The sequence below is a fragment of the Actinophytocola sp. genome (assembly GCF_035942955.1).
Classification (GTDB): domain Bacteria; phylum Actinomycetota; class Actinomycetes; order Mycobacteriales; family Pseudonocardiaceae; genus DASYTH01.
The window spans coordinates 1-25,902 of the sequence record NZ_DASZCQ010000224.1; the positions used below are offsets into that span (position 1 = coordinate 1).

A 25,902-nucleotide genomic window follows, 5' to 3' on the forward strand; every position below is an offset into this window, starting at 1 on the left:
CGTCATGCCCGCCGCCTGGGCCGCGCTGGTCGTGTTCCTGGTCAAGCAGTTCGGCCTGCCGCCGGCCGCCGAGGCATGGCTGTCCTCGGCCCCGGTGGTCGACGCGGTCACCAACCTGGCCGCGCTGGCCGCGGTGTACGCGTTCGCCCGCTGGATCGAACCGCACATCCCGGACTGGGCGACCCGGGTGCTACTCGGCTCGGCCCGGCCGCCGACCTACACCCAGTAGTCCACAGCTTCATCCACAAGACGAACCCCAGCGCCGCCTTCCCTCGGCCTGGGGTTTTCGCATGTCCGGTCGGCGCCTGCCTTGGAGGGACGGGCCCCGGCCGGGCATGCACCCATCCCTCCGATCCCTCCAAGGAGTTGTCCACATGCGTGCACTTCAGCTCGCCGAGTACCGGTCACCCTTCGACCGAATCATGCAGACCCGCCCGGACGGCACCGAGTTCTGGTCGGCCCGCCAGCTCCAAGGCCTGATGGCCTACTCGAAGTGGCAGAACCTGGCCACAGTGGTCGCCCGCGCGATGCAGGCCGCGAGCAATACCGGCATGGACGTCGCGCGCGAATTCGTGCAGGTCGGACCGGTTACCGAATCCGGTAACCGGCAGGCCAACGGTCGGTTCGGTGCCGGCGATCGCGAGGACTACGAGCTCTCGCGCAAGGCGGCCTACCTCGTGGCGATGAACGGCGACCCGAACAAGCCGGAGGTCGCCGCGGCCCAGGCCTACTTCGCCGAACGCACGGTGCAGGCTGAGGTGGTCGAGGCGAACGTGGCCGGCATGCCCGAGTGGGTGCGCCACCAGATGGCCGCGCTAGTGCAGGTCGGCCGGCTGGAAGCCGAGCAGCAACGCCAGGCCAGCCAGCTGCGCGAGGTCGCCGCCCGGATGGACGCGATCGAGGGCGCCCACGACTGGTACTCGGCGCTGGCCTACGCCCGACTCAACGAACTGCCCACCGACCGCGTGTACCTGCAGCGGGTCGGCGCCCGCGCTGGCCGCCTGCTGCGCGCCGAGGGCCTCGAGCCGGGCAAGACCCAGCACCCGGCGTACGGCACCGTCAACACCTACCCCGAGTGGGTGCTCGAGAGAGCGTTCGCCGACACCACCTGATCTCCTGCTCGGTCCTTCACTACCAGCAGGACAACCACGCCCCGCCTCTCCGCAATCCGGGAGAGGCGGGGCGCTTCTTGCTGTCCAGGGGTTGTCCAGTCCGGCCACCCGGGGTGAGACTGGCGGACATGGCGGCCTACCTGCGGTGCACTGTGACCGGCCGGTCGATCGGCCCGTGCTGGGCCAACGACCGCCACGCCGAGGCCGCATTGGGGAGCAGCGAGTTGCTGCGGGTGGCCAAGGACTGGACGGTGGGATCCTGGCCGTTCGAGTCCCGCCAAGGCCTACGTCCGGGCCCGCTGTTCCACCAGGGGTGGCGCACCCTCTACGCGCCGATGGAGGTCACCCGGCTCAAGGCGTTGTTCCATGCTGGCCGGCTGCCCACCCGGTGACAGCTATTCAGTGGCGGCGTCACGTACTGCGTCCTCGCGGGTGGCGTACAGCGCTAGTGCCTTGTCCAGGCCGGTCACTTGCAACGGCCGCAAGACATCCGCTCGGCTGGCCACTATCCGCAGCTGGGTCTGCGCGTCGGACTCCTGCTGAGCATCGACCAGCACGGCTAGTCCCGACGAGCCGAAGAAGTGCACCGCCGCCAGGTCGATCACCAGCACCATCGGACGGGTATCGATGGCTTCCAGCACGTGTGTCGGCAGCCGCGGCGCGGTGGCCATGTCAACCTCGCCGGACACCTCCAGCACCACGGCGTCACCCTGCTTCACCACAACGACGTCCAGCAGAGGCACATCGGGAGAATCCGGCATCGACGTGCCGTCGTTCAGAGTCGTCATCGACCTATCTTGCCCGCACCCCGGTACAGACGTCACTACGCCAGGTCCGCCCATCGGCCTGGGCTGAGCCGGTCGGGGGTAACCCACACGGCTGAATGCACTTAGGACACTAGGCTTCGGCGACGATGTCATGGGCATGCGCAGATCTTCCGCACAGACCACCGCCGCGCGCTGGGAAGACATCAAGCGCGTCGTGGCTGAGGCGCCGCCGTGGGACGAGATGCCCGTCGAGTTCCAGAACACCATCCTGCGGATCTTCAAGAACTACGGTGGTCGAAGTGCAGCCGAAGCGAACGAGGCGAACCCTCCGCCGTATTGCTCCCCCTGGATGACCATCGAGCAGACTGCCACCTACGCCCGGGTACCCCAAAGCACCGTAGCCGAGGCACTGGGGCGGTTCGTGTCGTCGAGCGGCTGGCACGGCCTGCGAGGCGATCAGCGGATGACCAACGGTTCCTGGCGGATCCACCGTGACGACGCCGATCGCTGGCTGCGCGGTGCGCTGCCCATTCGTTGCATTCGCCTGGCTGCTTGAGCCCGCCGGACACAGGAGCCGCGCGAACGAGCCCCGGTCAAACGCCCCGAGCGGCGCACCTAACGCGTACCGCGGTTTGCTCCGACACCGGGCCCCGGCCCACTGTGGGCACGGTAGGCCGGCACCGCTTCGCGCACCGGCCAGAAGATGCCCGAGACCTCACGCCAGGGCTGCGGCGGGCCGTCAGGATCATCGACACGCACCCAACACCCCTGGAGCATGTGCACCCACCACCGCCCGATGGCATCGGCCACCACCGTGCTGACGGCCGGTTCAGGGTCGGCCCACATGAGCCGCATACGATCCATGGCAGCCATCGTTTCAGGGCCCGCTGGCCGACAAGTCCCGCCGCACCAGCGTGCCGCCGGCCGTCTCGTCGCTGTCGGCCGCCGCGTCCACGTCGATCACGACCTGCTCGATCTGCGCGAGGCAGGCCTGCAACGCCTCCGCCAACAGCCCAGCCATGTCGTCCCAGTCGTCGTTGTCGACCTCGCCGAGGACAGCCCGCTTGCAGAACTCGGGTAGCCGCTGCCCGAGCTTGGCCAGCAGCGCCACCGCGTCGACCCGCTCCGGCGCCACCGCGGTGACTGGCTGGGGGGCGGTGTGCGCGGCCAGCTCCCCGGCGGTCGCGGTGAGCAGCGCAGCGAGTCGCTCGCCCTTTCGCACAGCATCGGACTGCCGCGCCAGTGCGTCAGCCATGACACCGCCTACGGTGGTCGACCACGCGCGCGGTCAGCTGCTCGGGCGTGGTCCCGCAGATGATCGACCGGCAGCCCGGCTCCGGGCACCGGTCGCCGAGCATGGTCCGCCGGGCCGGCTCGTGGGAAAGCAGGCACTCCCCGGCGGCCAGCTCGACTCCGTCCAGCCACGGGCCGAACAAGCGCAGCAGATCGGCACCGACCGGCTTCTGTCGCCAGGTCATGACGACGGCCACTCGTGCACCTGACGCGACATCGTCCGAGCCTCGCGCATCGCATCGAACAACACCCCGTCAGACCGGGCCGGGATGGTCCAGCCCTCACCAAGCGGCGATAGCATCACCACCTGGTCAGCACGAGCCACGATCCGCAACACGCGATCGCGCCCGTGCGCGTCGACCACAGGAATGTCCCACGCCACGCGCTCTGGCTTCGGGGCTGCGGTTGGTCCCGGTTCGCTACTCACACCCTGACCATCGGCCCGCGATGGGCGGTCAGGTAGTAGCCAAAATAGTGGCCAAATCCCAGACGTCTACGTGGCGGCCGGAATCACGTACACGCGAGCGAACCACGTGCCAATGTGCGCGGTGTGGAGGTGGCCGGAGATGGCCCGGTCACCCTCGACGGCCATCACAGCGTGCACGTGCGGGGTGCCATCCACGACTTCGCCGGTGCCGCTCATCTCGGCCGGCAGCGCATAGTCGGTTACGACATCCTTGGTCGCGTCGTCGGCCGGCATGGTGGAGATCGTGAACGCGTCCACGCCACCGATCAGCGAGACGATCGCGCCGTGCTTGACGCCGAGCTCGGCGAGGCGGTCGGTCAGCGTCTCCATCAGCTCGCCATCGTTGATCTCGATCACGTGCACGGGTCGACTCCGTTCAAGGTCAGGCCGATGGCCCGGACGTTCTCGCGCACCGGGTCATGGCGCAGGGCCACGATCAGCGCCTCGCGCGCTGCCGGGCTGCCATCCTGGCCGAGCAGCCACGCCGCGCACCACCGGGCACCCGAGTCACGCCGGTTGAACACCTCGGCGGCCAGCGCCGACGCCGAGTCGCCGACCCGGGTCCGCACCGCCCACACGTACCGCTCCCGGGCGCGCTCATCCCGGGCCAGGGTGAGCGCGACCGCGTCGAGCATGTCCAGCTCGGTCGTCTTGGCGAGGATGCCGGCCGCGTTCACACGCAGCACGTCCGACCCGCCGTCAGTCATCCACCGGGCCAGATGCAACAGGCTCGCCCGATCCGTCCCGGTGAGCCGCGCCAGCGCCAGGTCGGCGCTGTGAGTGGTCTGGACCTCGGCCAGCGGTGCGGAGTCACCCCCGGCGATGGACGCCATCAGCTCTGCAGCCGTGTCCGGCGCGCCAAGGGCCGGCGCCACCGCGGCCAGCCGTAGGAACTCGCGACGTCTCACCCGCTCCACCTCCAAGGTGCTCAGCGGCACCTGCAACGCCGTCGCCAGGTGCGGCAGCCAGTAGCGCGACGGGATCCGCTTGCCACACTCCCACCGGGACACGTACTCACGGGTGATCGTCGCCCCGCTCAGCTCGCACAGCCGCTCGGCGAGCCGACCCTGGGAGTAGCCGAGCGCCATCCGCAGATCACGGATCAGGCAGCCGAGCGACGGCTCACATGCGTCATCGGGCATTGGGTCCAGACCTCTTCGCCAGGCGAACCCCTCGCCGCCCCCGGCGGCCAACCCGGGGGCTCCTCCTCAGGCGAGAGGTACGGGGTCCAGCCTACCGAGCGGCGGGCTCCTGATCCGGGTTGCCCACTTCGGCCACGCAGGCGGCGCAACGTCTCATGCCCATTGGACGCGTTGACCACGGTTGCGTTCGCCCCACCATCGGCGTGCCGCAAACAGTCACCTTGCCGTCGTGGCTGGCGTGGAACTCACCAGCGGGCGCCGGTTGCTTCTTGGTGCCGCCGGTGGGCCGACGAATCACATCCCGCTCCTTGGTGAACCCACCGATCAAGTCGTCGTCGTTCATGCGCTATTGCGTCGACTACGCGACCGATCTCGTTACCCCTGCCGCCGCCGACCGCAGCGTGTCGGGCAGGCCGGCGAACCGGTCGTTGTCGCCGAGCGAGTCGGCCAGCTCGACCGCTTCGGCGGTGTGAGCTTTCGTCGGCCTCTCATTCGGCGCGCCTTACTTCGAGCTCGGCAGCGATCTTGCGGGCGTCATAGAGCGCTTGGTGCAGTTGCAGGTCCGAGGTCGGCGGGAGGGTGCATGCCTCACCAGGCGGGAGCAGCAACACCACCTGGCCCTCATCGTTGATGGTCACGATCAGCTCTCGGCGCCGACCACGCACGTCCACCGGCACCGGCCACTGCATTGGGTGCTGGCGCGGCGTCACGGGCTGGCCGGTCATGGAGCCCACCGCAGCGCGTCGGCCAGCACGACGATCAGGATGACCATCAGGGCGATGGCGAACATGGCGATGGCCGCGCCCCATGGCCACCTGGCTCGTCGCGTTTTAGATGTGGCGGGCGGACGGTGCACCGATATCGGTCCTTCCTGCGTGGGAGCGGGCGGGCCACCGGGCGGCGGTCGGTGACGTGAAGGGGTCGCGCGCTGAACCGGGAGTGTTACCGACTCGCGCCGAGGAGCGGGGTTGCGCGGGTCGGTGCGGACGCCGCAGCGTGCCGCCGAAGCTCGTGCCAACCGGCGTGGCCGCTGCCGAGATCGGCGTGGCCCGCGCGACGCTGCACCGCTGGTGGCAGACCGGGCTCGTGACTCCGGCCCTGGTCACGCCGGGAGGTCACGCCCGCTGGGATGTGGACCAGCTACGGCGTGACCTCCGGGACCTCCCTCAGCGCGACGATTGAGCGAGCCGGACCGCGCGGAGTAGGCGCTTGGCGAGCCGCTCGGCCTCAGCCAAGGTGAACGGCAGGTCGACCATGCCGTTGTCGTCGTTGAACAGCTTGCGCCAGCGCTCGGCCTCGGCCTGCGCCTGGCAGACGTGCACGGTCGGTTCGACCTCCCGGTAGCCCTGCCTGAGGGTGACCTCCAGGGTGAACGGCTCGACGTCGAGCGAGTCGTTCGGGTTCACCATCAACGCGTCCGGCGTGGACAGCATGACCTTGCCCTCCCACCGGCTGAAGTGGGTGCGGTCCGGGCCGCCATCATGCTTGGCGTGCGTGCCCCAGCACCACGACGGACACGGTTGGGTCTGCCAGTACGGTTTCTTGATCTCGCGGTTACGCTTAGCCATGGGTCAGGACCAACTTCCTGATCAAGGTCCCCGGTTGGTGTTGCTCCACCGCCGGGGACCGCCTACGTGGGGGGAAGGCGATTGTCTCATTTGTACACAAACGTCAAGTCGCCACGCCATGGATCTGCGTTACCTCGGTTCGAATGGGGCGTGACCGCATGCGTCCCCTCGGGCTAGAGCGCGACTTCGCCTACGAAGGATGGCTGATCCAATAACCCAGCCGGCGGGCACTAGAACCCAGGCGGACAGCGGGTTGCCGGTGATGACCGAGATGGCTGGGCCGCCGAGGATGAGCACCAGGACGATGACGTGGCCCCACCAGGGCAGGCGCGGACGACGGGGCGAAGTGTTTGGAGTGGACATCAGGATCTCCCAAGACTCGATCTTGATCGGTGGGTCTTGGTGATCTCTCATGGGTGCCCGCTGGGTGCCCGGACGTTCAGAAAGTGCCGGGTATTCGGCGGGATGAGGTGGGACGCCAGTTGCCTCTGACCTGTACCGATAGGTATTTCCGGGTATTGCCCGGGACCGCTGGTCACCTATCTGCTGGTACTACGGATCAAAAGGTTAGGGGTTCGAATCCCTTCGGGCGCGCCACGAAGGCCCAGGTCACGGCCCTGCTCTCCGGTGGGGCGAGGGTACGAGCCATTGGGAGCGCCGCACCTCTGCCGCAGCACCGATCGGCGAGTCCGTCGAGTGACCGCGCCTCCTGCCACCGATTATGGGTGTCGCGGGCGAACGCGAGAGCGCCCGCGTAATTCTCGAGGGCCAGCTTGGCGTCGCCGGCCAGCAGGACTTCACCGCATACGTTGAGGGTCTCCGCTTCCAGTTCCCGATTGCCGGTGTCCCGGGCGGTGAACGGTGCCGATCGCAGATGCTCCATGGCCATGTCGGCTTCACCCGACCGGCCATGGGCGCGGCCAAGGGTTCGGCGTACGTAGTCCTCGATGTCGCGCTGGCCTATCCCGACGGCGACGGTCAACGCCCGTTCGAGCAGGCCGACCGCCTCACCGGCGCGGCCCTGCGCCAGCCGTACCGCGCCGAGGCTCTTCAACGAGTCAGCCTCCAGGCCTGGGTTTCCCATCCGCCGCGCGGTCTCCCAGGTCTGGTTGTGGCATCGGTGTGCCTTGCCGGCGTCGCCGATCCGCTGGTAAACCAGACCAAGGCTGTTCAGGACGTGTCCCACGAGGTCCTGGTTCCCAGCTGCTTGGCTATGCGAAGTGCCCGTTGTGGAAGATGAGGGCCGTCGAGAACCGGCCGAGTTGACTGTGGACGAAACCGATCCCACTGAGCACATGGCCTTCCAGGTCGCTGTTTCCGGTTCCTGGACGACCGGCAGGGCGCTGTCGAGGCATCCGAGGACCGCGGCTTCGCCGGTACCACTGCACCGGACGATTGTTGCGGTGGACATCGTCGAGTCGACGGCCCGGACCAATCCGGCGAGAGCCCGGTTGCGGCAGGCGATGTACTGCCTGCTCGACGAGGCCTTGACGCAGAGCGGGATTGCCGAGCGACACCGGGATCGGATGGTCGACCGCGGCGACGGCGCGCTGGTCATCGTCCACCCGGTGGACCAAGTGCCGAAGACCTTGCTGATCAACGCCTTCATTCCGGCGCTGAGCGAGCTGATCGCCGAGCACAACGCGGATCTTGCCGGATGTCCGCTCCGGCTACGGGCCTCGCTACACGCCGGGGAGATCCATTATGACAGCCGCGGGCCGTTCGGCGAGGCGCTCGACATCACGTGTCGGCTCGTCGACGCACCGGAGCTCAAGGATGCGGCGAGGCACACTTCGGCGCCGCTGGTGTTGGCGGTGTCGGACCACATCTTCCAGTCGGTCATCAGACATCGGTACAGCGGTATCGACGACGACGCGTACCTGCCACTGGTGCGAATGGACATCGGCGGACACGACCATCGCGGATGGATTTACGTGCCGGCCGAACCGCTGCCGGTGTTCGATGTGCACCAGAGGCGGTGTTCACAGTAGGACGGGAAGGGACTCCAGGCCGTGGAAGGTTGTTGATTCGCGCCATTTGATGGGGCGTTCGGTCGGGGTCAGGGTGGGGTAGCGGGTGAAGAGGGCGGTCAGGGTCTCGGTGGCTTCGAGGCGGGCCAGGGCGGCGCCGAGGCAGAAGTGGGGGCCGGCGCCGAAGGCGAGGTTTGGGGGGCCGGGGCGGGTGAGGTCGAGGCGGTCGGGGTCGGGGTAGCGGCGGGGGTCGCGGTTGGCCGAGTCGAGGCGGACGAGGACCTGGCTGCCGCGGGGGATGGGGTGGCCGGCGAGGTCGTGGTCGGTGAGGGCGACGCGGGCGGCTAGGCGGACCGGGCCGGTGAAGCGGAGCAGTTCCTCGACCGCCGATGCGGGGGCGGCGAGGAGGTGGGGGAGTTGGGCGGGGTGCTCCAACAGGGCGAGGGTGCCGTTGGTGATGAGGTTGGCGGTGGTTTCGTGGCCGGCGGCCAAGAGCAGGATGCAGGTGGCGAGGACCTCGTCGAGGGTGAGGTCGGGGACGGCGAGGAGAGCGCTGATGAAGTCGTTGCCGGGGTGGCTTCGGCGGGAGGTGAGCAGGGGGAGCAGGAACATGGTGATCTCGAGGGAGGCGGCGGTGGCCTCGGTGAGGTCGTCGGGGGTGGCGTCGACTTCGAGCATGCGGACGAGGCGGGGGGTTTGGGCGCGGAACAGCCCGGCACCCTCGGTGCCGACGTCCAGTAGTTCGGCGATGACGGCGAGGGGGACGACGTAGCCGACCTCGGATAGCAGGTCCACAGTGGACGGTAGGTCGTCGAGGACGGCGGCGACGATGGCGGCGACCCGGGGGCGGAGGTGCTCGATCGCCTTGGGGGCGAAGGCGGGGGCGATCAGGCGGCGCAGCCGGGTGTGGTCGGGTGGGTCCATGAACAGCATGGCGCCGGGCGGAAGGGTGGCCAGCTCGGGCGGGGCCAGCGGGCTGCGGCGCGGGTCGCTGCTCCACCCGGGGCCGCGCAGCACCGCGGACGCCTCGTCGAACCCGGTGACCACGAAGGCGCCAAGCTCCGAAACCCACTGCACGGGTTCCCGTACGGCCGCGGTCATCGGCTCTTCCAGAACGCGAGGTCCTGCTCGCCCAGCGGGGTTCCGGGCGGGCCGGCGCGGTCGTACTCGTGCCGGATCGCCTCCCAGGGCCCGGTCGTGCCGAGCGCGCCGAGGACCGAGGTGACGCCGAGGTCGATGCGCATCAGGAACAAATAGTGCGGGGGCATGGTCAGCTTGCGTACCACGGAGCTGAACGGGCCGAGCGGCGAGAACTCGCTCTGCACAACGGAAGCGGCGTACTCCGGGGTGTAGGTGAACGGCTGCGGCCCGACCAGCGGGCGCAGCGACTCGCGGAACCAGGCGAGCACCTCGGCGGGCGCGGGCGGGTCGGCCGGGTCGATCAGTCCGCCCTCGACCAGCAGCGCGAACAGGTCGTCCGCCCGACTGTCTACGGCGGACTCGCAGACGGCCTGCATCCACCGGATCTGTGAGCGCGAGAACCGTTTCACACAGCCGAAGTCGAGGAAGGTCACCGTCCCGTCCGGATGGAACAGGTAGTTGCCCGGATGCGGGTCGGCGTTGAACAGCCCCAGCCGGCGCAGGCTGCCGAACGAGAACCGGTAGATGATCTCGCCCCACCGGTCGAGCAGATCCCGCCCGGCGGACCGCGCGGCCGACCAGCGCAGCCCGTCGACGAGCTCCATCACGAACACCCGGCGGGTGGACAGCTCCGGCACGACCTCCGGGATACGGATGAACGGGTGCCCGCGGTAGGCGTCGGCGAACTCGGCCTGGTTGGCCGCCTCGGTCCGGTAGTCGATCTCCTCGCCGATCCGCTCGGCCACCTCCCTGGCCAGCGACCGCACGTCGACCCTGGTCACCTCCGGCACAAGGCCCCGGATCAGCTGGAAGAACGTGGCCAGCAGCTCGGTGTTGGCCAGGTCGGCGCGGATCGCCTCCTCCACGCCGGGGTACTGGATCTTGACGGCCACCCGCCGGCCGTCCGCCAGCCGCGCGGCGTGCACCTGTCCGATGGACGCGGCCGCGATCGGCACCGGGTCGAACGAAGCGAACACCTTCTCCGGCGGCGACCCCAGCTCGGCCGCGACCACCGACGCGGCCAGCTCCGGCGCCATCGGCGGGGCGTCGTCCTGCAGCCGGGCCAGCGCGGACTGGTACAGCGTGCGGTACTCGTCGCGCACCTGCGGGCCGAGCGTGACGAACGACAGGATCTGCCCCGCCTTCATCAGCACGCCGCGGGACCGGCCGAGCATCTCCACGTACCGCTCGGCACTGCGCGCGTGGACCTGCGCGCGGTCCTTGCCGCGCAGCGTGGCGACGACCGCCTCGCCCATGGTTCGACCGGCCAGGCCCACCAGCGGCGCCGTCCGGGCGAGCCGCCCCCGGCGCACGGGATAGGCCTGTTCCGCCATCAATGACTCCCGTTAACTAGACACTTCCGTTTCCTCAGTGTTCACTTAGGCGCATGGCGACGTCAACCCCCACCCGGGACCGGATCATCGAGGCGGCGATGAGCCTGTTCGGCGACAACGGTTTCCGCGGCACGAGCGTCGCCCAGATCGAGGCCGCCGCCGGCCTCACACCGGGCGCCGGCGGGCTCTACCACCACTTCCGCTCCAAAGAGGAGGTCCTCACCGCCGGCATCGACCGCCACCTGGATCGCCTCAGCGCCCTGCGCGACATCCGCCGCCTGTTCACCGGCCTCGGCGACACCCGCGCCGAGCTCACGATGACCGCCCGCTACGCCCTCACCGAGCTGGACAACGAGGCCGAGCTCCTGCGCATCCTCGCCTCCGAGTCCCGCGCCCGCCCCGCCCTCGTCCAGCGCGCCGTCACCGCCCTTGTCGACACCACCCACGCCGAGTTCGCCGCCTGGCTGCACGAAAGCCGGGGCTGCCCGCCCGACCGCGCCGCCGCCATCGCCGCCGTCGGCCTCGGCTCGCTGCTCTCCAACCGCCTCCTGCGCGGCCTCCTCGGCACCACCGACTCCCCGGTCGACGACGACACGTTCATCGCCACCTGGGTCGAGATGATCTACAACCTGATCGCCGGCCAGCGTTGAACTGACGTAAATTGCAGTGGTGGAGCTCGGGCGGACGCAGGCCTATCTGGGGCGGTGCCAGGTCGATGACGTCCGCCGGTGCCGGGAGCGGTTCGGTGGGGTGACGCTGCAGGGGCTGGGCGGGCTCAAGATCGCCAAGGCGCTGGCTCGGGCGGGGGACCTGACCGGGGTGGATCTGGATCCGGCGACGTACCGGGCGCGGCCGGCGAAGGCGTCGAACCAGTTGGCGTTGCCGGGGATGGACATCGCGCCGTTCGACTGGATCGCGGCGCAGGCCGAGCTGGGGCTGCCGGTGGTTCGCACGCCGGGCACGCGGATCAGGGTGGGGCGGGTCGAGGAGCTGCGGGCGGAGCTGGACCGGGACTATCCGGTCGACGTGACGGTCATGCTGGCGCTGGACGCGGGATGGTTGGGGCCGCGGCATATCGGGACGCTGGAGCATGAGCTGAAGGTGGCCGACCGGGACGTCTCGCTGTCGTTCGCCGCGCCGGTGAACCCGCTGGACACGCGGCGGCGGATCGACGGGCTGCGCCGGCTGCTGCGGTGGGCCGCGGACTCGCGCCGGGGGCTGGAGCTGCTGCGGGTCGATCTTTCCGGGTTGCCGGCGGTGATCGAGGGGGCGTCGGTCATCGCGATCGGGCTGGGGCCGTCGACGCGCCGGGTGAGCGTGCCGCTCGCGACCCGGGGCGCCGCCAGGGCCAAGCCGAGTCCCTTCGTCTTCGTGCCGCGGCTGCTGGACTGGCAGCGGGCGAACGTCATCGGTGGACTGTCCAACTGGAACGGTGCGGGCCTGACCTACTGCGACTGCGCGGTGTGCGCCGACGCGGGTCAGGATCTGCTGCGGTTCGACCGGCCGCAGGACCCGAAGGTGGCCGAGGAGATCCGCCGGCACGACGAGCTGGCCCTCAGCGGGGTGATCCGGCAGATCATGAGCTCGGACAACCCGGAGGCGGAGCTGAAGTTCCGCCGCGTCAACGCCGTCCAGCGGGCCAAGGCGGTGTCCTCCTCGCTCAACGTGGAGCTGACCGCACCGCCCGCCTGGCTCGATTCCTGGGATTAACCGGGTGTCAGCGTGCGGACTGCGCGGAGGTGGTCGCTGATGTTGGGGGTGAGGCGTTTGAGGCCGAGGAGGTCGAGGGTGGTGCGGTAGAGGGCTTCTTCGTCGGACCAGCCGGTGACGGTGGCGGCGAGGGAGAGCATTGCGGCCAGTTCGGCCGGGGGAAGGTGCTCGAACGCGCGCGGGCCGAGGGTGCGGACGCGGACCGAGGGTTGGTCGGGGAGGCGGTAGGTGCGGGAGCGGAGTCCTTGGGATTGTAGGGGGTTCTCCTCCACCAGGATGCCGTCGCGGACGGCCGCGGCGATGGCGGTGTTGAGCGCGTTGGCCATCAGTTTGCCGACCCGGCGGCCGCCGGAGCATTTTACGTAGACGGCGTGCAGGCGGTGGCCCACGATCGGGCCTTCGACGGCGACGATCGCCCGGAGCCCGTCGACCAGCTGAGCACGGGTGGCGTCCAGGGTGGGTGGCAGTGCGCCGGTGAACTCCTCGTACGGGGCCAGATCCTGGTGCGGGGCGACCGGCCGAGAGTCTACAGTGGACATTGGAGGCGGTTCGGGAACCGGCTCCTGACCCAACGGGCGGATGTCCAGCTCTCGCAGGGTGGCCCAGAGGTCTTCCAACACCGCGGCCTCGTCGACGTAGAACGCCGACTCGCGGATCCGGAAGAACCGCCAGCCGCACCGCTCGAGGTCGCGCTGGCGGGCCAGATGCCGTTGGTAGGCCTCGGGTCCGTGCCAGGTGTCGCCGTCGCACGCGATGGCCAGCCGGGACTTGGCGCCGACGACGACGAGGTCGATCTCGTTGTCGTGCCGCGGGATCACGGCGAAGCCGCGCTCCACGAGGCGGTTGAACACCCGTTGGGCGAACAGCGACTCGAACGGGACGACGAGCCGGTCGTCCGGAACGGGATCGGTGAGCACGTCCTCGTCGCCGGTGCCCTGGTTGATGATCTCGTAGCAGTAGTCGAGCAGCGCGAACCGCATGTCCTCGGGATGCCCGAGCTCGGCCAGCGGCACCGAGTGGAACAGCCACATCTGGTCCCTTGCCCGCGACGCGGCCACGTTGTACCGCTGCACGAACAGGTCGCGGCTGAGCACACCGAGCCGGGCGTCCGGCGACGGCGCGGCGACCATGGACAGGAACATCACGTCGCGCTCGGAGCCCTGGAACGCCGCCGAGTCGCCGCACCGCAGATCGCGGGCGACCAGCTCCTCTGGCGTGATCCGGGTGAGCAGCTCGGTCTCGATGGCCTTGGCCTGGGCCGTGCCGAGCAGCGAGATCACACCCATGGTCAGGCCGTCGTAGCGCGGGTCGGCGATGCACTTCTCGATCTGGTCGACGATCGCGGCCGCCTCGACCGGGTTGATCTTGTTCGCCCCGCCGAGGACGTGTCCGTCCGGCAGGAACACCGCCTTGATCGGCTCGAGCCGGTCCGCGCCGTACTGGCGCACGGGAATGAGCCGGATTCCGTCCGGCTCGTAGGCGATCCGGTTCGAGAAGCCGATGATCTCCGGCACGCACCGCCGGTGCTCGGTCAACGTCAGCAGCCCGCTGAACCGCATCTTGGCCTCGTCGAACAGGCTGCGCTGCGGGTCCTGCCAGGAGGCGCGGTACGGGTCGTCGGCCAGGTACTGCCCGGCCAGGTCGCGCAGCTGCTGCTGGTCGACGCCGACGGCCGACGGTGAGACCTGCTTGTCGTCGCCGATCACCACCATCTTGGGCGCCAGGTACTGCAGGAAGGTCGCCTCCAGACCGGCCTGCGAGGCCTCGTCCACGACGACCACGTCGAACATGTCGGGCCGCACCTGAAGCTGCTCGGCGATCCGGTAGATCGGCATGATCCACACCGGCACGGCCGGCCGGCAGCGGTCCATCGCCTGGCGGATCTCGGCCCGGCGCGCCTCGGCGTACTTGCCGGTTCCCTTGCCCAGCTTACGAACCAGGTAGGCGTAGTGCTCCAGGTTGGCGCGCGCCTGCCCGGTGAGCCGCTCGGCGGACACCGCGTGCCCCCACGCCCTGGTCGCGGCCAGCGTCTCGACCTGGCGCCTGATCCGCTCCTCGATGTCGGCGATCTCGGCCTGCAGCGCGTTGACGTCGACGGTGCCCTGCTCGGCGATCCAGGTTCCGGTCGAGGCCCACGCCCACGCCTCGCCGAACGACCCCAGCCGCTCATTCCAGTCCACATCGGACGGCGCAGCCAGGACAGCTTGATGCAGTAGGGGAACCGTGGCCGACAGCCGCGCGGCGATGTCGTCGCGCCGCTCGGCGGTACGCACCACCTCGGCCAGCCGCGCGAGCCGGGCGTGCGCCGCGGCGTACGAGTCGTGATCACGCCGGCGCACCGCGTCGAGCAGCTCGCGCACGCACGGCGCCGCGTCCGCCCAGCGCGCGGCGTCGGTCGGCGTCTGCTCGATCTGGTGCAGCGGTTGGGAAGCCGCGGCCCTGGCGTCCTGCGCGGCCGCGGCGTCGACCAGGCTTGCGTAGGTGTGCACGGCGCGCCGGTCCGTCCAATCCGGACGCGGCAGCCCGAGCTCGGCCAGCCGCCGCTCCTCGATTTCCAGCCATTCGCCGAGGCGCAGCACCCGATGCAGCTGCTCCAGCTCGGTGATGTGCCACTGCTGCCGCTCGTGCAGCGTCTCGTCGACCGGTGGCCGCACGCCGTCCGGCCACGCCCGGTCGAGCGCGGCAAGGATCTTCGTGGCCTCGGCCCAGGTGAGGAACGCGCCGAGCCGGTCGAGTGTGGTCGGCGGCAGCCCGTTGACCCGAACCTGGTCGAACAGCGGCTGCGCCTGCTTGACCTGCCTGGCCGCGAACGACCCGATCTTCGCCGACCCGTCGGCGGCGGTCCGCAGCTTCCCGCCCTCGTTGAGGTACTGGTACAGCGCAAGGGCCGGCGGCACCAGGGTGGCCACAGTGGACTCGGCGGTGACCTCGGTGGTCGGGCCGAGGCGGCGCACCAGCGGGTCGGACTGGTGCAGCAGCTGGGAAATCTGCTGACCGCGGGCCTGCCAGATCCGGACCCGGCCGTTGCGGACGTCGGACAGCGCCTCGGTCATCCATTGCTCGCGGCGGCGGGCCAGGTCGTCCGCCTCGCCGGCGAGCTGGTGTAGCCGCCGCTGCAGGTCGCCGCGCACCGCAACGTCCAACTTGGACAACGCGCCGAACGCCGGGTGGCTCTTCAGCTCGGCGAACTGGTCGTCCGCGGTGGCCGCGGCGCGCTCGGCGGCCACCAGGTCGGCCAAGGCCGCCGGCTCCGGCACCGCCGAAAGGTCCAGCAACCGCTGGCGCGCCTCGGGTTCGTCGGCGATGAGCCGCTCGTCGAGCAGATAGCCGCGCCATTCGACGAGCTCCTCGGGCTCGACCGGAGGGGAGCTGTCCGCCGGCACCTGGACGTAGTCGCCGAGCCAGGCGAAGGACTCCGCCCGCGCCAGGTGCTGCCGGGCGATCGCCGCGAGCGTGCCGCGGTAGCCGGCGTGCTCGTGCTCGCGCACCTCCTGCTCGCGGGCCTCGATGAGCGCCCGGCGCAAGGCGGCCCGGCGCACGCGCAGGTTCTCGATCGCCTCCTGGCAGGCCCGCACGGTCTCCGCGGCCGCCTCCGGGTCGTGCTCGGCGGCGGCCACCGCGATCCGCTCGACGGCCACCTTCAGGTCGGACATGTCCTCCCGCGAGCTGCCGACGATGGCCACCGACAGCGGCTTGATCGCCGCGGGGAGCTTGGCCCGCACCTCCTTGAGCGCCCGGTCGGTGTGCGCGGTGACCAGCACCCGCTTGCCCTGCGCGAGCAGGTGGGACAGCAGCGCGGCCGCCGTGTGCGTCTTGCCGGTCCCCGGCGGGCCCTGCACCAGCGTCTGGGCCCGGGTGTCGACCCGGTTGATGATGCGCAACTGCACGTCGTTGACCGGCAGCGGGAGGAACGGGTCGTCGTCGACGACGACGATCGCCCCGTCGCTTGGCGGTTCGCTCACCGGGGGCTGGTAGTCCGGGTCGATCAGCGGCAGCACCCCGTCCGGCACCTCGCCGGTCTCGGCCAGCTGCGCGCAGATCGTCCGGAAGATGTCGACCAGACCCTGCTGGGATCGCCTGCGCAGCAGGATGGCCGGAGCGAAGGTGGCTACCGCTCCCGGCGACACCACCGGCGGCTCGTCGGTGTCGCGGTACTCGCTGCCGGCGTCGATGCTGTGCACGAGCCGGCGCACCAGCGAGCCGATCTCGTCGCGGTCCAGCGGGTGGGCGTCGAGCAGCCGGGCCTGCGCCCGGACCTCGTTGAGGTGCGGGGAGTTCGTCAGCCCGGGGTCGAGCATGTCCAGCTCCACGCCGACCGGCTCCACCGACTCGACCCGCACCACGGTCAGCCGGCCGGTGTCGTCGTCGAAGTGGATCGCCACCGGCGCGGTCAGCAGGTGCCGCCGCACCGGCGGATGCCCGGCCGGCGACCAGGCGAGGCAGCCGACGCCGGCGACCAGCTCGAGCTCCTCGGGGTGCCCGGTCGCGGTGACGTAGGTGGAGAACAGCTCTCCGTACAGCTCGCGGACCGGCCGGTCACGCCGCTCGATCTCGGCCCACGCCTGCCACTCCGCCCACCACCGCTGGTAGCCCTCCCGCAGCTCCTGCCGGTCGTTGAACAGCAGCTTGCGCGACGTCCAGTCGGTCTCGCTCACGATGGTGATCGACTGGCGCAGCACCGGCGGGCGGTGCGGGTCGTCCACCCGCCCGTCCAGCCACGGCCGCAGCGGCTCGTCCGGCAGCGGCGGATCCAGCCGGGGCACCCGGTCGACGGCCAGCAGCGCGGCGTCCGGCTCCGGGGCGCCCCCGCGGTGCGCGACCGTCACCGCCGGATGCTCGGGAACGTCGGCCAGCCATAACACCCGCTGGTAGGCGTCGACGGTGCGCGGCGGGTTGCTGCGCAGCTGTTGGACCCGGCCGAGGAACTCGAACAGCCGCAGCGCACGGCTTACCAAGGGACCTCCCTCGTTCTCTGCGGCGGCCCCAAATCTATCGGGCGGCTTCAGGTGACGAAAACCGTGAACTCCGCCCGGTGCACCCGGCCGGCGACGCTGAACTCCAGGAACAGCCGGTGCTCTCCGCGCAGGGCGAACTGCGCGGCGAAGCTCAGCTCGGGCCCACCGGTCAGACCGTCGACCACCTGATCAAGAGGATGCTGGTGGAGCAGCCCCATCGTCAGCGAGTTGAACGCCGACATGTGCGCGTACGCGCCGAGGTACGACTCCAGCTCGTCGACCGGCTCGCCGGCGGCGTCGAGGAAGCGGAACGTGAGCCGGTTGACCTTCCCCACCGGCAGGTCCGCGACCCCGTCAGTGCGCCGCACGGTCAGCCCCGGCAGCTCGACGCTCGCCGCCGGCGCGGGCAGCGGCACGAACGTGGTGTCGCCGGGCACCACGAACGGGACGCCGAGCACGGTCGGGTGCGGCGGCCCCGGCCGGCCCTTCGGCAGGAACTCGGCGTAGAGCCGGTACAGGCCGCCGTCGGGCACCGCGATCGCGGTGTGCCAGGTGTCGCCGCGCAGCTCGGGATGCAGGTGCTGGTAGTGGCTCAGGTCGTCGCGCAGCACGTAGAAGTGCAGCAGCTTGGTGTGGTCGACGTCGTAGTCCAGTTGCGGCCGGCCGGACAGGTCGAGGATGCGGAACGCGACCGGCACCGCCGGCCCGCGCCCCTCCGGCGCCGTGACCAGCTCCAGCCTGAACCCGTCGTGCGCCTGCTTGAGCCCCTCGTCCTGCACGGTCGTGCTCGGCGGGGGCACGTGCGCCTGGTGACCGCTGGCCGTGCCGCACGACCGCAGCGTGACGAACGCCGCGGCGGCCACCAGCAGCAGCGCCAGCCCGGCGAAGATCGCGGTGACGGCCCGGTTCGGTCTGCGCAGTTGCGTCGCCATGCGCTCCCCCGATAGAAAGCCGCCAGGCTGGGACGTTAGTTCGTCCCAGCCTGGCTGAATAGCTACTTTCGGGCGGTTATCCCACGGCGCACGGGTTTCCGTTCGGCGTGGCCGGTTTCCCTTCGACGTTGGCCTTCGCCTCGCCGATCACCAGGTCGGTGAGCAGCGTGTCGAGCACCACCGCCCGCTGGGTCACGCTGGTCGCGGTCGTGGTCGTGCTGTTGAGCCGCAACGAGCCGATCACGAGCGGGATCGTCAGGGGCGCGCTGCCGACGGTGACCGACACCCCGTTGATCCGCAGGCTGGCGATGTGGAACGAGCCGCTGAACTCCGGCCGCAGCCCGTTCGGCCCGGCGACGCACCGGGCCGTCGCCGTCGACTGGATCACCCCGAGCTCGATGGTGACCAGGGTGGCCGTCACCCGGGTGGAGTCCACCCTGGCGAACGCGGTGGCGTTGTCCCCGGCCGCCGGCGGTGATCCGGTGAGGCTGTCCGGGGTCTGGTCGGTGCTCGCGGTCAGCGCGTTGGCAGTCACGTTGAGGATCCCGGCGCCCAGCTGCACGTTGACCACATTCCTGAAGTCGTCGACGCACGGCACGTCCGGCGGGTTCGCCCTGGCCACGATGATCCCGGCCAGGTTGAGCGCGGTGGCCTGGCAGGAGAACACGCCGGTGCGCTCCGCGGTCTTGATCCGCAGGTCGGACAGCACCGGGCTGGTCCCGTTCGGCGCGGCCCGCAGCGTGGCCCTGGCCTCGATGAACCGCCCGGTCAGCGAGAACGGCGCGCCGTTGGTGACCGGGACGAACGGCTGGCCGGCCAGCCCCGCCTCGGTGTCGGACGCCCGCGCCTCGACGGTGATGCTGGTGCCGGGCGGGACGCTGCCCTGCGGCTCGGTGTTCCAGGTGATGGTGCCCCAGGTCTGCCCCGCGACGCCGCCGTCCTGCACCACCGACCAGGTGCCGACCGGTGCGGTGATCTCGCCGAGCACCGAGCCGGTCATGTCGCTGTAGTTGTACGGGCCTGCCCCGGCGCCGAGGTCGACCGTCAGGTCCACCGCGCCGATCGGGAACCCACCGCCGCCGATCGGGCCGGCGGCCGGGTCGATCCGCTGCGCGTTGTTGCTCAGGAGGTTGGCGACCCAGATCTTGCCGTTGCTGTCCACCGCGACCCCGGTGGGTCCGGCGCCGCCCGCCGGCCCCAACTGCACGTTGCCGACGAAGGTGCCGTCGGTGCGCAGGTGCCCGACCGTGGTCTCGCCGCTGAAGAACGAGTGCGCCACCCACACGTTGCCGCTCCGGTCCACCGCGACGCCCTGGGCGTTGAAGTTGCCGTGCGGGTAGGCGTTGAGCACGTTCCCGGCCGGATCCAGCTCGACGACCCGGTTGCCGAAGGCGTTGGTGTGCCAGACGTGGTTGGTGCTCGGATCGAGGCCGAGCCCGTAGTCGCCGTGGTTTGTGTCCAGGCAGGCTCCGGTGTCCGGTCCCGGCTCGTAGCGCAGCAGGTTGGCACCGAACCGGGCCGACCACAGCGTGCCGGCCTGATCGACGAGACCGCCGTAGCCGCCGCAGCCGAAGTTCTTCTCCGTGCCGAGGAAGGCGCCGGTCATGCCCGAGATCAGTTGGTGGTCGTTGTCCAGGCCGCCGGTCCAGATGTCGTTGTTGGCGTTCACGGCGACCGTGCGCGTGTTGGTGCCGGGAACCCGGACGTAGTTGATCAGGCACTCGTCGGCCGCGGTGTCGACGCCGCCGTCGTTGTCGACGCCGCCGGCGTTGGTCCACGGCCGGATGTCGGCCAGCCCGCGCGAGGTCGCGATCAGGCCGTCGCCGTTGCGGTCGACGCAGGTGTTGTAGCCGAACGGTCCGAGCAGGAAGTCGCCGGTCGGGTTGGGGGTGCGGTCGGCGTTGACCCGGGTGCCGCCGACCACGACGCCGACCCGGGTGACCGAGCCCTCGCCGTCCCCGTCGCCGTCGACGTCCTGGGCCTCGTCCCGGTTGGACAGCCAGGTGTTGCCCAGCCGGTCGACCGTCGTCCGGGACGGGTTGCGGAAGCGGCCGTCCGGCGCGGACAGCCATTCCCCGAGGATGGCGCCGGTATCGACGTCGATGCGCACCATGGTGCCGCGGGCCGAATTGGCGATGTTGACGAACGGGAAGAACACGTCGGACTTGTTCAGCTGCAGCTGGTTGTTGTTGGGCGCGTCGTGGTTGACGTCCTGCAGGACGCCCTGGTCGAAATCGGCATCCAGCGTGTAGAGCACATTGGTGCCCGGAACCGGCGCCGCGGCGGCAACCGGGGGCACGACGGAGGCCAAACCGATCGGCAGGATCGTCGCCGTCAACGCGGCAACTACCCTGGAATGTCTTCGATTTGTCCTTGATCTGGCTCTTCTCTGCGACGGCATGGTCGCCCCTTTCCACTCATATCGGGCACGAAAGGGCCCGTCCATGCGTCGCGCTATGTGTCAGTCTTGTTACCGCTTACATCCCACGCGCGCATATATCCCCCGCACGTAGGATCAGGAAACGGAATGTGATTGAGAAAATCACATTCCGCGGAGCCGGACGCGCAGCTGCGATTCGTAGAGGTTGGTCGGCAGCACGTCCTCCTCCGGCGACTCGACCACCGAGCCCAGCGGACCGGACAGGTCGCGGGCGTGGTCGGTCGGGCCGGTGGTGCCGAGCACGCCGACCATGGCCGACATCGGCGCGTGCTCCTCGAGCCGGATGGCGTGCGACCGCCCGTTGGTGACGTCGATGTTCCAGTGGCAGAACCGGGCGCCCCACCGGGGTCCCGCGTCGCCGGCGCCGCCCGTGCCACCGGTGTTGTCGACCCGGATCGCAGTGCGGACGCTGTCGAACGGCAGCGCCTTGTGCGAGTCGAACGTGCCCTGCATGACCCCGTTCGACCACACGTTTCCGGACGTGAATCCCTCTGTGTTGATCCCATGGTAGGCCGCGCCGGCCGACACCGGCGTGGTCGCCGGCAGGATCTCGAACCGGTCCACCAGCATGTCGTGCGACTGCACCCGGCAGATGAACGAGTGGTGCCGGGCCCGGCCGCCGACCCGGACCTCCGTGATGGTGATCCCCTTGGCCGTCGTCAGGCCGAAGCCGTTGTCGCTGTGCCACAAGTCGACGCGCCGCGCCCAGCAGTTCAGCGCCGCCTGGAAGTTCGGCCCGTTGAAGCCGGGATCCTGGTGGTGCGGCCGCTGGGTGATCTGGCGCATCTCGATCGCCAGGTCCTCGATGCCGGACTCCTCGACCCGCGGTCCGAGCGTGGCGAACCTGGGCCGCCACCCGAGCCGGAGATCGATCCGCACCGGCTGGGCGAGGACGACGGCGTCCGGCTCGACCCGCTCGACCTGGACGGGCGTCCGGTAGTGGCGGAAGTTCTCCGCCAGCACCCAGGTCGACAGCTCCGGGCGCAGCCGGCGGGCCGCGGTCTCCCACGGGTAGGTCCGGGTGCCTGGCACGTCGCCGGCCAGGTGCGCCAGCAGCGTGTTGTCGGTCGGGTTGTCGACCATCAACAACACGTGCTCGCCCGCGGTGAACGCCGACGGGTCCGCGACCGGGATCCGCCGCGTGCCCCTCGGCACCCCGGCGCTGACCGCGGACAGCTCCCGGTTGTCCATCCAGCCCTCGTTGCCCGTGAAGCCGCGCTGCTCCAGCTCGGCGCGCAGCTCGCGCGGGATGAACCAGACCATGCCGCCGGACCACGCCCACTCCCCGCGGGTCTGCGGCCGGTACGCGCTGTCCAGGGACTCGTCGAAGAACAGCACGGTGTGCTCCCGGCCGTCGCCGCGCAGCACGACGTTCGAGTGGTGCATCCAGACCACGCCGGTCAGCCGGTACCGGCCGGCCGGCACCAGCACGGTCCCGCCGCCGGACCGGCCGACGGCGTCGATGGCGGCGTTGAGCGCGGCCGTCGAGTCGGTCGTCCCGTCGCCGACGGCGCCGAACCGCGTGACGTTGGCGCGCACCGGCGGGCGCGGCAGCCGGTCCTCGCCGCGGTGGTATCCGGCGTAGGAGACGTTGGGGATCTGCGGATGGGTGTCCGGGGCGGCAAGCCACTCGCGCCACAGCCGCGCCCGCTCCCGATCGCTCGCCGCCGCGACACTCCCGGAACCTCCCACGACCGCGAGCCCGGCGGCCGTGCCGCCCGCCACCCGGAGAAAGCCGCGACGATCGACGTCCCTGGTCATGGTTCCTCCCGATCCGACGCCGGGCGCCGCCGGCCGCACATACATCGGATGTCTAGACCCTAGGGGAGCCGGATGAGTGCGGCAATACCAGACCGTTGCCGCTCACCGCCGCCGAGAACGCGACAAGTGGAACGTCGACGCACACGGTGAGTGATCTCCCGTGCGGGGTTGACAAGCTCGCGTCCAGCCTTTGTCCACTATTCGGAGCAGAACCCGGGAACTGCCGGTCCAGACCATTGTTGCAGGTCATCCGATCGGGTGAATTGTCGTGCGGAGACCAACTTCACGTGTGTTTGCACGTGCATGGTCGTTCCACCGATGGAGCCGAAGGGGTGGCACCGCTCGTCGATGAATACGTTCCGTTCACCGCTGGGCCGGGGAGTAACAGCTTGGTGACGAAGATCAATACGCCAAGATTGGATCCGCGCGCGGGGCGGTGCGTGATCGAACCCCCTACGTGAAGCGCGGCTCCCTGTGCCAGCAGGGAGCCGCGCGGTGTTCTTAACTTCCGTCAAAGCGAACGAAAGAGCGAGAACGTTGGCCAGTCTAGGTCCAGACCGGGGCCCCTTACCAGACGAGAACCGCAGGCGTGACCGTCGCGTCCTGCGCTTCGAGCTGTACACGGACCATCCCGTCGACGACGACCTGCCCCTGATCATGGCCTTCACCCAGGCACGCACCGCCTGTGGAATGCGCTGGCAGGTGCTCGCCAGCCGGGACGGTTGGCTGTGTCTGGCCGAACGGGCCCTCGGCGACTGGGCGGTCACCCTCCGGGCAGCCCTGCTGATGCTCGTCGGTTTCGCCGGAGCCATCGTGCTCATCGGCGTCGCGTTCGGCTTCGGCGGCGTCGTGCTCGGCGCGCTGCTGAGCCTGGCGCTCTACCCGGCGATGCTCAGGTTCCAGGCGCTGCTGGCGGCGGGTCGACCATCACGTTGAGCACGACCAGGGTGTCGGTGTCGTGGACATGCTCGATCGTGCCGCTTCCGCGCGCCGTCCGGTAGTCGCCGGTGCCCCCGGTGATGGCGACGAAGTGCCGGACTCCGGGATTGGGTATCTGCCGAATGTGCATGTTGGTCGTGTGGATCTCGCCGATCGACGGAAATCGGAAGATCGCGTGTGCCTGAACGACGATCTTCGGCGGGATCTCGACCAGAATGTCGACGATCGAGCCGTGCACCGAGCCGTCGCCCACCTTGGCGCCGTCCTTGTCGAATAGGTCCAGCAGGGCAATGTAGGTGGAGCCCAGCGGGATCCCTGCGGGCGGCACGTTCGGGATGGTGACCTTCGTTCGGCGCGCCGTGAAGGTGAGGATGGCCGGCGAGGCAAGGGGAGCGGCCGAGGCATTTGCCGCGCCGGCGGCGACCAATGTGGCGGAGGCGGGAACTGCGAGCAATGCGGACCGTCGGGATACCTGGCTCATGCCCGACACATTAGGGCCGGGAAATGCGATCAATTGATGATCACGCCGCCACCGGCGACGCATGGTCGTCGACCTGACGCGGGAGACGACGCGGCCGCGTGGTCACGGCCCGGCGGGGAGTGAACCGCCCGCCGGGTGGCGTGGCGGTCCGCCGTCGCGCTAGGCCGAATGGAGCATCCAATTTTCACCCTCCTCGATAGGGTGACCCCCGGGGCTTTGTCGTTCTACCCGGCCGGGAGGCTCGATGCGCAGCAAGGTTCTCGCTTCGGTGATCGCGGTGGCCGCGCTCGGACTGGCGGTCATGCCGACCGCCGCCGCCGAGCCGGCCGGCTCGGTGATCAGGCCGGTCCGGCCCTGTGCTGAGTTGGTGCGCGACTTCGCCATTCCCGGCGCCCCGACGCACGTGACGGCCGCGGCCGAGGTGCCGGCCGGGGCCGAGCCGGCGCACTGCGAGGTGCGCGGCTTCGTGGAGCCGGCGGTCCAGTTCCAGCTCCGGCTGCCGATCGACTCGTACTCCGGGCGGTACCTGCAGTACGGCTGCGGCGGGTTCTGCGGGATCATCTTCCCGACGCCGTTCCCCGACTGTGGGCCGCGGGCCGGTGACTTCGCCGTCGCCGCCACCGACGACGGTCACCCGGGCGACGGGATCGACGGCCGCTGGGCGGCGGACAACCAGGCCGCCCGGGACGACTTCTTCTTCCGCGCGCCGCACGTGGTGTCCATGGCCGCCAAGCGGATCATCGCCGCGTTCTACGGATCCCCGCCGCGGCAGGCGTACTTCAACGGCTGCTCGACCGGCGGCCGTGAGGCGCTGCTGCTGGCCCAGCGATACCCGACCGACTTCGACGGCATCATCGCCGCCGCCCCGGCCAGCTACCACGGCCCGCTTGCCGCCTACCAGGCCTGGCTGGCCAGGTCGAACACCGCCGCCGACGGCACACCGATCATCACCGCCGCCAAGCTGCCCGCGCTGCACGACGCCGTGCTGGCCGCGTGCGACCGGGTCGACGGCCTTGCCGACGGCCAGATCGACGACCCGCGCGCCTGCCGGTTCGACCCCGGCGCGATCCGATGCGCCGGACCCGACCAGCCGAGCTGCCTGACCCCGGCCCAGGTCGACGCGGCCCGCAAGCTCTACGCCGGCCCGACCGACGGGCACGGAAACCGGATCTACCCCGGCTGGGAGCCGTACGGCTCTGAGCTCGGCTGGGCGGGCTGGATCGTCGCGCTGCCCGAGCTCGGCGCGCCGATCTCCGCCCTGCTCGCCGACAACTACCTGCGCTACATCGGCTACCCGATCGGGACCCCGCACTCCTCGCTGGCCGAGTTCCGGTTCACCGTCCGCGAGCTGCTCCGCCTGACCCCGGAGGGGGTCAAGGCCAACGCCATGAGCCTGGACCTGACCGCGTTCCGGCGCGCCGGCGGCAAGCTCATCCTGTGGCACGGCTTTGCCGACTTCGCCATCCCGCCGAACTCCACCCTGGACTACTACGACCGGCTCGTCCGGCACAACGGCGGCCTGCGCGCGACCCAGGAATGGGCCCGCCTGTTCATGATCCCCGGCCTGTACCACTGCGAAGGCGGCGACCGCCTTACCGAGTTCGACGCCGTCCGCGAGATCGTCGCCTGGGTCGAGCGCGGCGCCGCGCCGGACCGGATCATCGCCACCGGCCGCGACGCGCAGGGCACCGTGACCCGCACCCGCCCGGTCTTCCCGCATCCGCTGCGGGCCCGCTACGACGGCACCGGCAGCATCGACGACGCCGCCAACTTCGTGCCCGCCCGCCCGGCGTCCCCGCCCCGGGACACGATCCGCTGGCCGGGCGAGTTCCTCCACTTCATCCCGGGCCCGGTGGCCCGCTGAACCCGGCGCCCCGGCCGGCGCGTCGTAG

26 protein-coding genes are annotated in these 25,902 nt (G+C 70.3%); 9 read left to right on the forward strand and 17 right to left on the reverse strand.

Going from position 1 to position 25,902, the window contains the following annotated elements; all coding sequences use genetic code 11:
* The 3 genes from VGX25_RS23020 to VGX25_RS23030 all read left to right on the forward strand — a co-directional run.
* Positions 1-229 (forward strand): hypothetical protein (locus tag VGX25_RS23020; protein WP_326919953.1); only part of this gene is annotated, 229 nt, incomplete at its 5' end.
* Positions 230-374: 145 nt separating this feature from the next.
* The gene (locus VGX25_RS23025) at positions 375-1,112 is read left to right on the forward strand and encodes a hypothetical protein (RefSeq protein ID WP_326919954.1); all 738 of its coding nucleotides are present in this window, start codon (positions 375-377) and stop codon (positions 1,110-1,112) included.
* A gap of 128 nt (positions 1,113-1,240) precedes the next feature.
* Positions 1,241-1,504 carry a hypothetical protein gene (locus tag VGX25_RS23030; RefSeq protein WP_326919955.1) on the forward strand — a complete coding sequence of 88 codons (264 nt, stop codon included), beginning with the start codon at positions 1,241-1,243 and terminating at the stop codon, positions 1,502-1,504.
* A gap of 3 nt (positions 1,505-1,507) precedes the next feature.
* Here VGX25_RS23030 and VGX25_RS23035 read toward each other — a convergent pair whose 3' ends face one another.
* A complete protein-coding gene (locus VGX25_RS23035; RefSeq protein WP_326919956.1) occupies positions 1,508-1,900 on the reverse strand; it encodes an STAS domain-containing protein in 393 nt (130 codons plus the stop codon).
* Positions 1,901-2,030: 130 nt separating this feature from the next.
* Here VGX25_RS23035 and VGX25_RS23040 point away from each other — a divergent pair, with 130 nt between their 5' ends.
* Positions 2,031-2,435, forward strand: a complete 405-nt coding sequence (locus VGX25_RS23040) for a hypothetical protein (protein ID WP_326919957.1) — start codon at positions 2,031-2,033, stop codon at positions 2,433-2,435.
* 321 nt (positions 2,436-2,756) lie between these two features.
* Here VGX25_RS23040 and VGX25_RS23045 read toward each other — a convergent pair whose 3' ends face one another.
* The 9 genes from VGX25_RS23045 to VGX25_RS23085 all read right to left on the reverse strand — a co-directional run bounded on the left by VGX25_RS23045 (position 2,757) and on the right by VGX25_RS23085 (position 7,534).
* Positions 2,757-3,134, reverse strand: a complete 378-nt coding sequence (locus VGX25_RS23045; RefSeq protein ID WP_326919958.1) for a hypothetical protein — start codon at positions 3,132-3,134, stop codon at positions 2,757-2,759.
* On the reverse strand, positions 3,127-3,369 hold the full coding sequence (locus tag VGX25_RS23050; RefSeq protein WP_326919959.1) for a hypothetical protein: 243 nt from the start codon (positions 3,367-3,369) through the stop codon (positions 3,127-3,129). The genes VGX25_RS23045 and VGX25_RS23050 overlap by 8 nt, the downstream gene beginning before the upstream one ends.
* 296 nt (positions 3,370-3,665) lie before the next feature.
* Entirely contained in the window at positions 3,666-4,001 is a 336-nt protein-coding gene (locus VGX25_RS23055; RefSeq protein WP_326919960.1) for a PCC domain-containing protein, read from the reverse strand.
* Positions 3,992-4,780 carry a helix-turn-helix domain-containing protein gene (locus tag VGX25_RS23060; RefSeq protein ID WP_326919961.1) on the reverse strand — a complete coding sequence of 263 codons (789 nt, stop codon included), beginning with the start codon at positions 4,778-4,780 and terminating at the stop codon, positions 3,992-3,994. The genes VGX25_RS23055 and VGX25_RS23060 overlap by 10 nt, the downstream gene beginning before the upstream one ends.
* A 91-nt stretch (positions 4,781-4,871) precedes the next feature.
* The gene (locus VGX25_RS23065) at positions 4,872-5,123 is read right to left on the reverse strand and encodes a hypothetical protein (protein WP_326919962.1); all 252 of its coding nucleotides are present in this window, start codon (positions 5,121-5,123) and stop codon (positions 4,872-4,874) included.
* A 145-nt stretch (positions 5,124-5,268) separates the two neighbouring features.
* Positions 5,269-5,505, reverse strand: a complete 237-nt coding sequence (locus tag VGX25_RS23070) for a hypothetical protein (protein WP_326919963.1) — start codon at positions 5,503-5,505, stop codon at positions 5,269-5,271.
* Entirely contained in the window at positions 5,502-5,636 is a 135-nt protein-coding gene (locus VGX25_RS23075; RefSeq protein WP_326919964.1) for a hypothetical protein, read from the reverse strand. Before VGX25_RS23075 ends, VGX25_RS23070 begins: the two co-directional genes overlap by 4 nt.
* Before the next feature lie 310 nt (positions 5,637-5,946).
* Positions 5,947-6,348: a DUF6907 domain-containing protein gene (locus tag VGX25_RS23080; protein ID WP_326919965.1), complete on the reverse strand. Its 402-nt coding sequence runs from the start codon at positions 6,346-6,348 to the stop codon at positions 5,947-5,949.
* Positions 6,349-6,907: 559 nt separating this feature from the next.
* Positions 6,908-7,534 (reverse strand): tetratricopeptide repeat protein, encoded by a 627-nt coding sequence (locus VGX25_RS23085; protein WP_326919966.1) that lies wholly within the window; start codon positions 7,532-7,534, stop codon positions 6,908-6,910.
* 217 nt (positions 7,535-7,751) lie between these two features.
* Between VGX25_RS23085 and VGX25_RS23090 the strand changes: the two genes are divergently transcribed.
* Entirely contained in the window at positions 7,752-8,339 is a 588-nt protein-coding gene (locus VGX25_RS23090; protein WP_326919967.1) for a hypothetical protein, read from the forward strand.
* Here the strand turns inward: VGX25_RS23090 and VGX25_RS23095 are convergent.
* Positions 8,331-9,419, reverse strand: a complete 1,089-nt coding sequence (locus tag VGX25_RS23095) for a cytochrome P450 (protein ID WP_326919968.1) — start codon at positions 9,417-9,419, stop codon at positions 8,331-8,333. The two genes, VGX25_RS23090 and VGX25_RS23095, sit on opposite strands and share 9 nt — an antisense overlap.
* Positions 9,416-10,792, reverse strand: a complete 1,377-nt coding sequence (locus tag VGX25_RS23100) for an AarF/ABC1/UbiB kinase family protein (RefSeq protein ID WP_326919969.1) — start codon at positions 10,790-10,792, stop codon at positions 9,416-9,418. Before VGX25_RS23100 ends, VGX25_RS23095 begins: the two co-directional genes overlap by 4 nt.
* Before the next feature lie 53 nt (positions 10,793-10,845).
* Between VGX25_RS23100 and VGX25_RS23105 the strand changes: the two genes are divergently transcribed.
* Positions 10,846-11,442 carry a TetR/AcrR family transcriptional regulator gene (locus tag VGX25_RS23105; RefSeq protein WP_326919970.1) on the forward strand — a complete coding sequence of 199 codons (597 nt, stop codon included), beginning with the start codon at positions 10,846-10,848 and terminating at the stop codon, positions 11,440-11,442.
* A gap of 19 nt (positions 11,443-11,461) precedes the next feature.
* Positions 11,462-12,502 (forward strand): hypothetical protein, encoded by a 1,041-nt coding sequence (locus VGX25_RS23110; RefSeq protein ID WP_326919971.1) that lies wholly within the window; start codon positions 11,462-11,464, stop codon positions 12,500-12,502.
* On the opposite strand, the gene VGX25_RS23115 is transcribed toward VGX25_RS23110, so the two are convergent.
* From VGX25_RS23115 to VGX25_RS23130, 4 genes are all read right to left on the reverse strand, one after another.
* Positions 12,499-17,457: an AAA domain-containing protein gene (locus VGX25_RS23115; RefSeq protein ID WP_326919972.1), complete on the reverse strand. Its 4,959-nt coding sequence runs from the start codon at positions 17,455-17,457 to the stop codon at positions 12,499-12,501. The genes VGX25_RS23110 and VGX25_RS23115 overlap by 4 nt on opposite strands.
* A gap of 47 nt (positions 17,458-17,504) precedes the next feature.
* Complete coding sequence (locus tag VGX25_RS23120; RefSeq protein WP_326919973.1) at positions 17,505-18,389, reverse strand: hypothetical protein; 885 nt, start codon at positions 18,387-18,389, stop codon at positions 17,505-17,507.
* 76 nt (positions 18,390-18,465) lie between these two features.
* Complete coding sequence (locus VGX25_RS23125; protein WP_326919974.1) at positions 18,466-20,727, reverse strand: hypothetical protein; 2,262 nt, start codon at positions 20,725-20,727, stop codon at positions 18,466-18,468.
* A 204-nt stretch (positions 20,728-20,931) separates the two neighbouring features.
* Complete coding sequence (locus VGX25_RS23130) at positions 20,932-22,590, reverse strand: glycosyl hydrolase family 28-related protein (protein ID WP_326919975.1); 1,659 nt, start codon at positions 22,588-22,590, stop codon at positions 20,932-20,934.
* Between the two features lie 537 nt (positions 22,591-23,127).
* On the opposite strand from VGX25_RS23130, the gene VGX25_RS23135 reads away from it, so the two are divergent.
* The gene (locus VGX25_RS23135; protein WP_326919976.1) at positions 23,128-23,526 is read left to right on the forward strand and encodes a hypothetical protein; all 399 of its coding nucleotides are present in this window, start codon (positions 23,128-23,130) and stop codon (positions 23,524-23,526) included.
* Here the strand turns inward: VGX25_RS23135 and VGX25_RS23140 are convergent.
* The gene (locus VGX25_RS23140) at positions 23,483-24,073 is read right to left on the reverse strand and encodes a hypothetical protein (protein WP_326919977.1); all 591 of its coding nucleotides are present in this window, start codon (positions 24,071-24,073) and stop codon (positions 23,483-23,485) included. The two genes, VGX25_RS23135 and VGX25_RS23140, sit on opposite strands and share 44 nt — an antisense overlap.
* A 181-nt stretch (positions 24,074-24,254) precedes the next feature.
* On the opposite strand from VGX25_RS23140, the gene VGX25_RS23145 reads away from it, so the two are divergent.
* On the forward strand, positions 24,255-25,874 hold the full coding sequence (locus tag VGX25_RS23145) for a tannase/feruloyl esterase family alpha/beta hydrolase (RefSeq protein WP_326919978.1): 1,620 nt from the start codon (positions 24,255-24,257) through the stop codon (positions 25,872-25,874).
* Positions 25,875-25,902 lie beyond the last annotated feature (28 nt).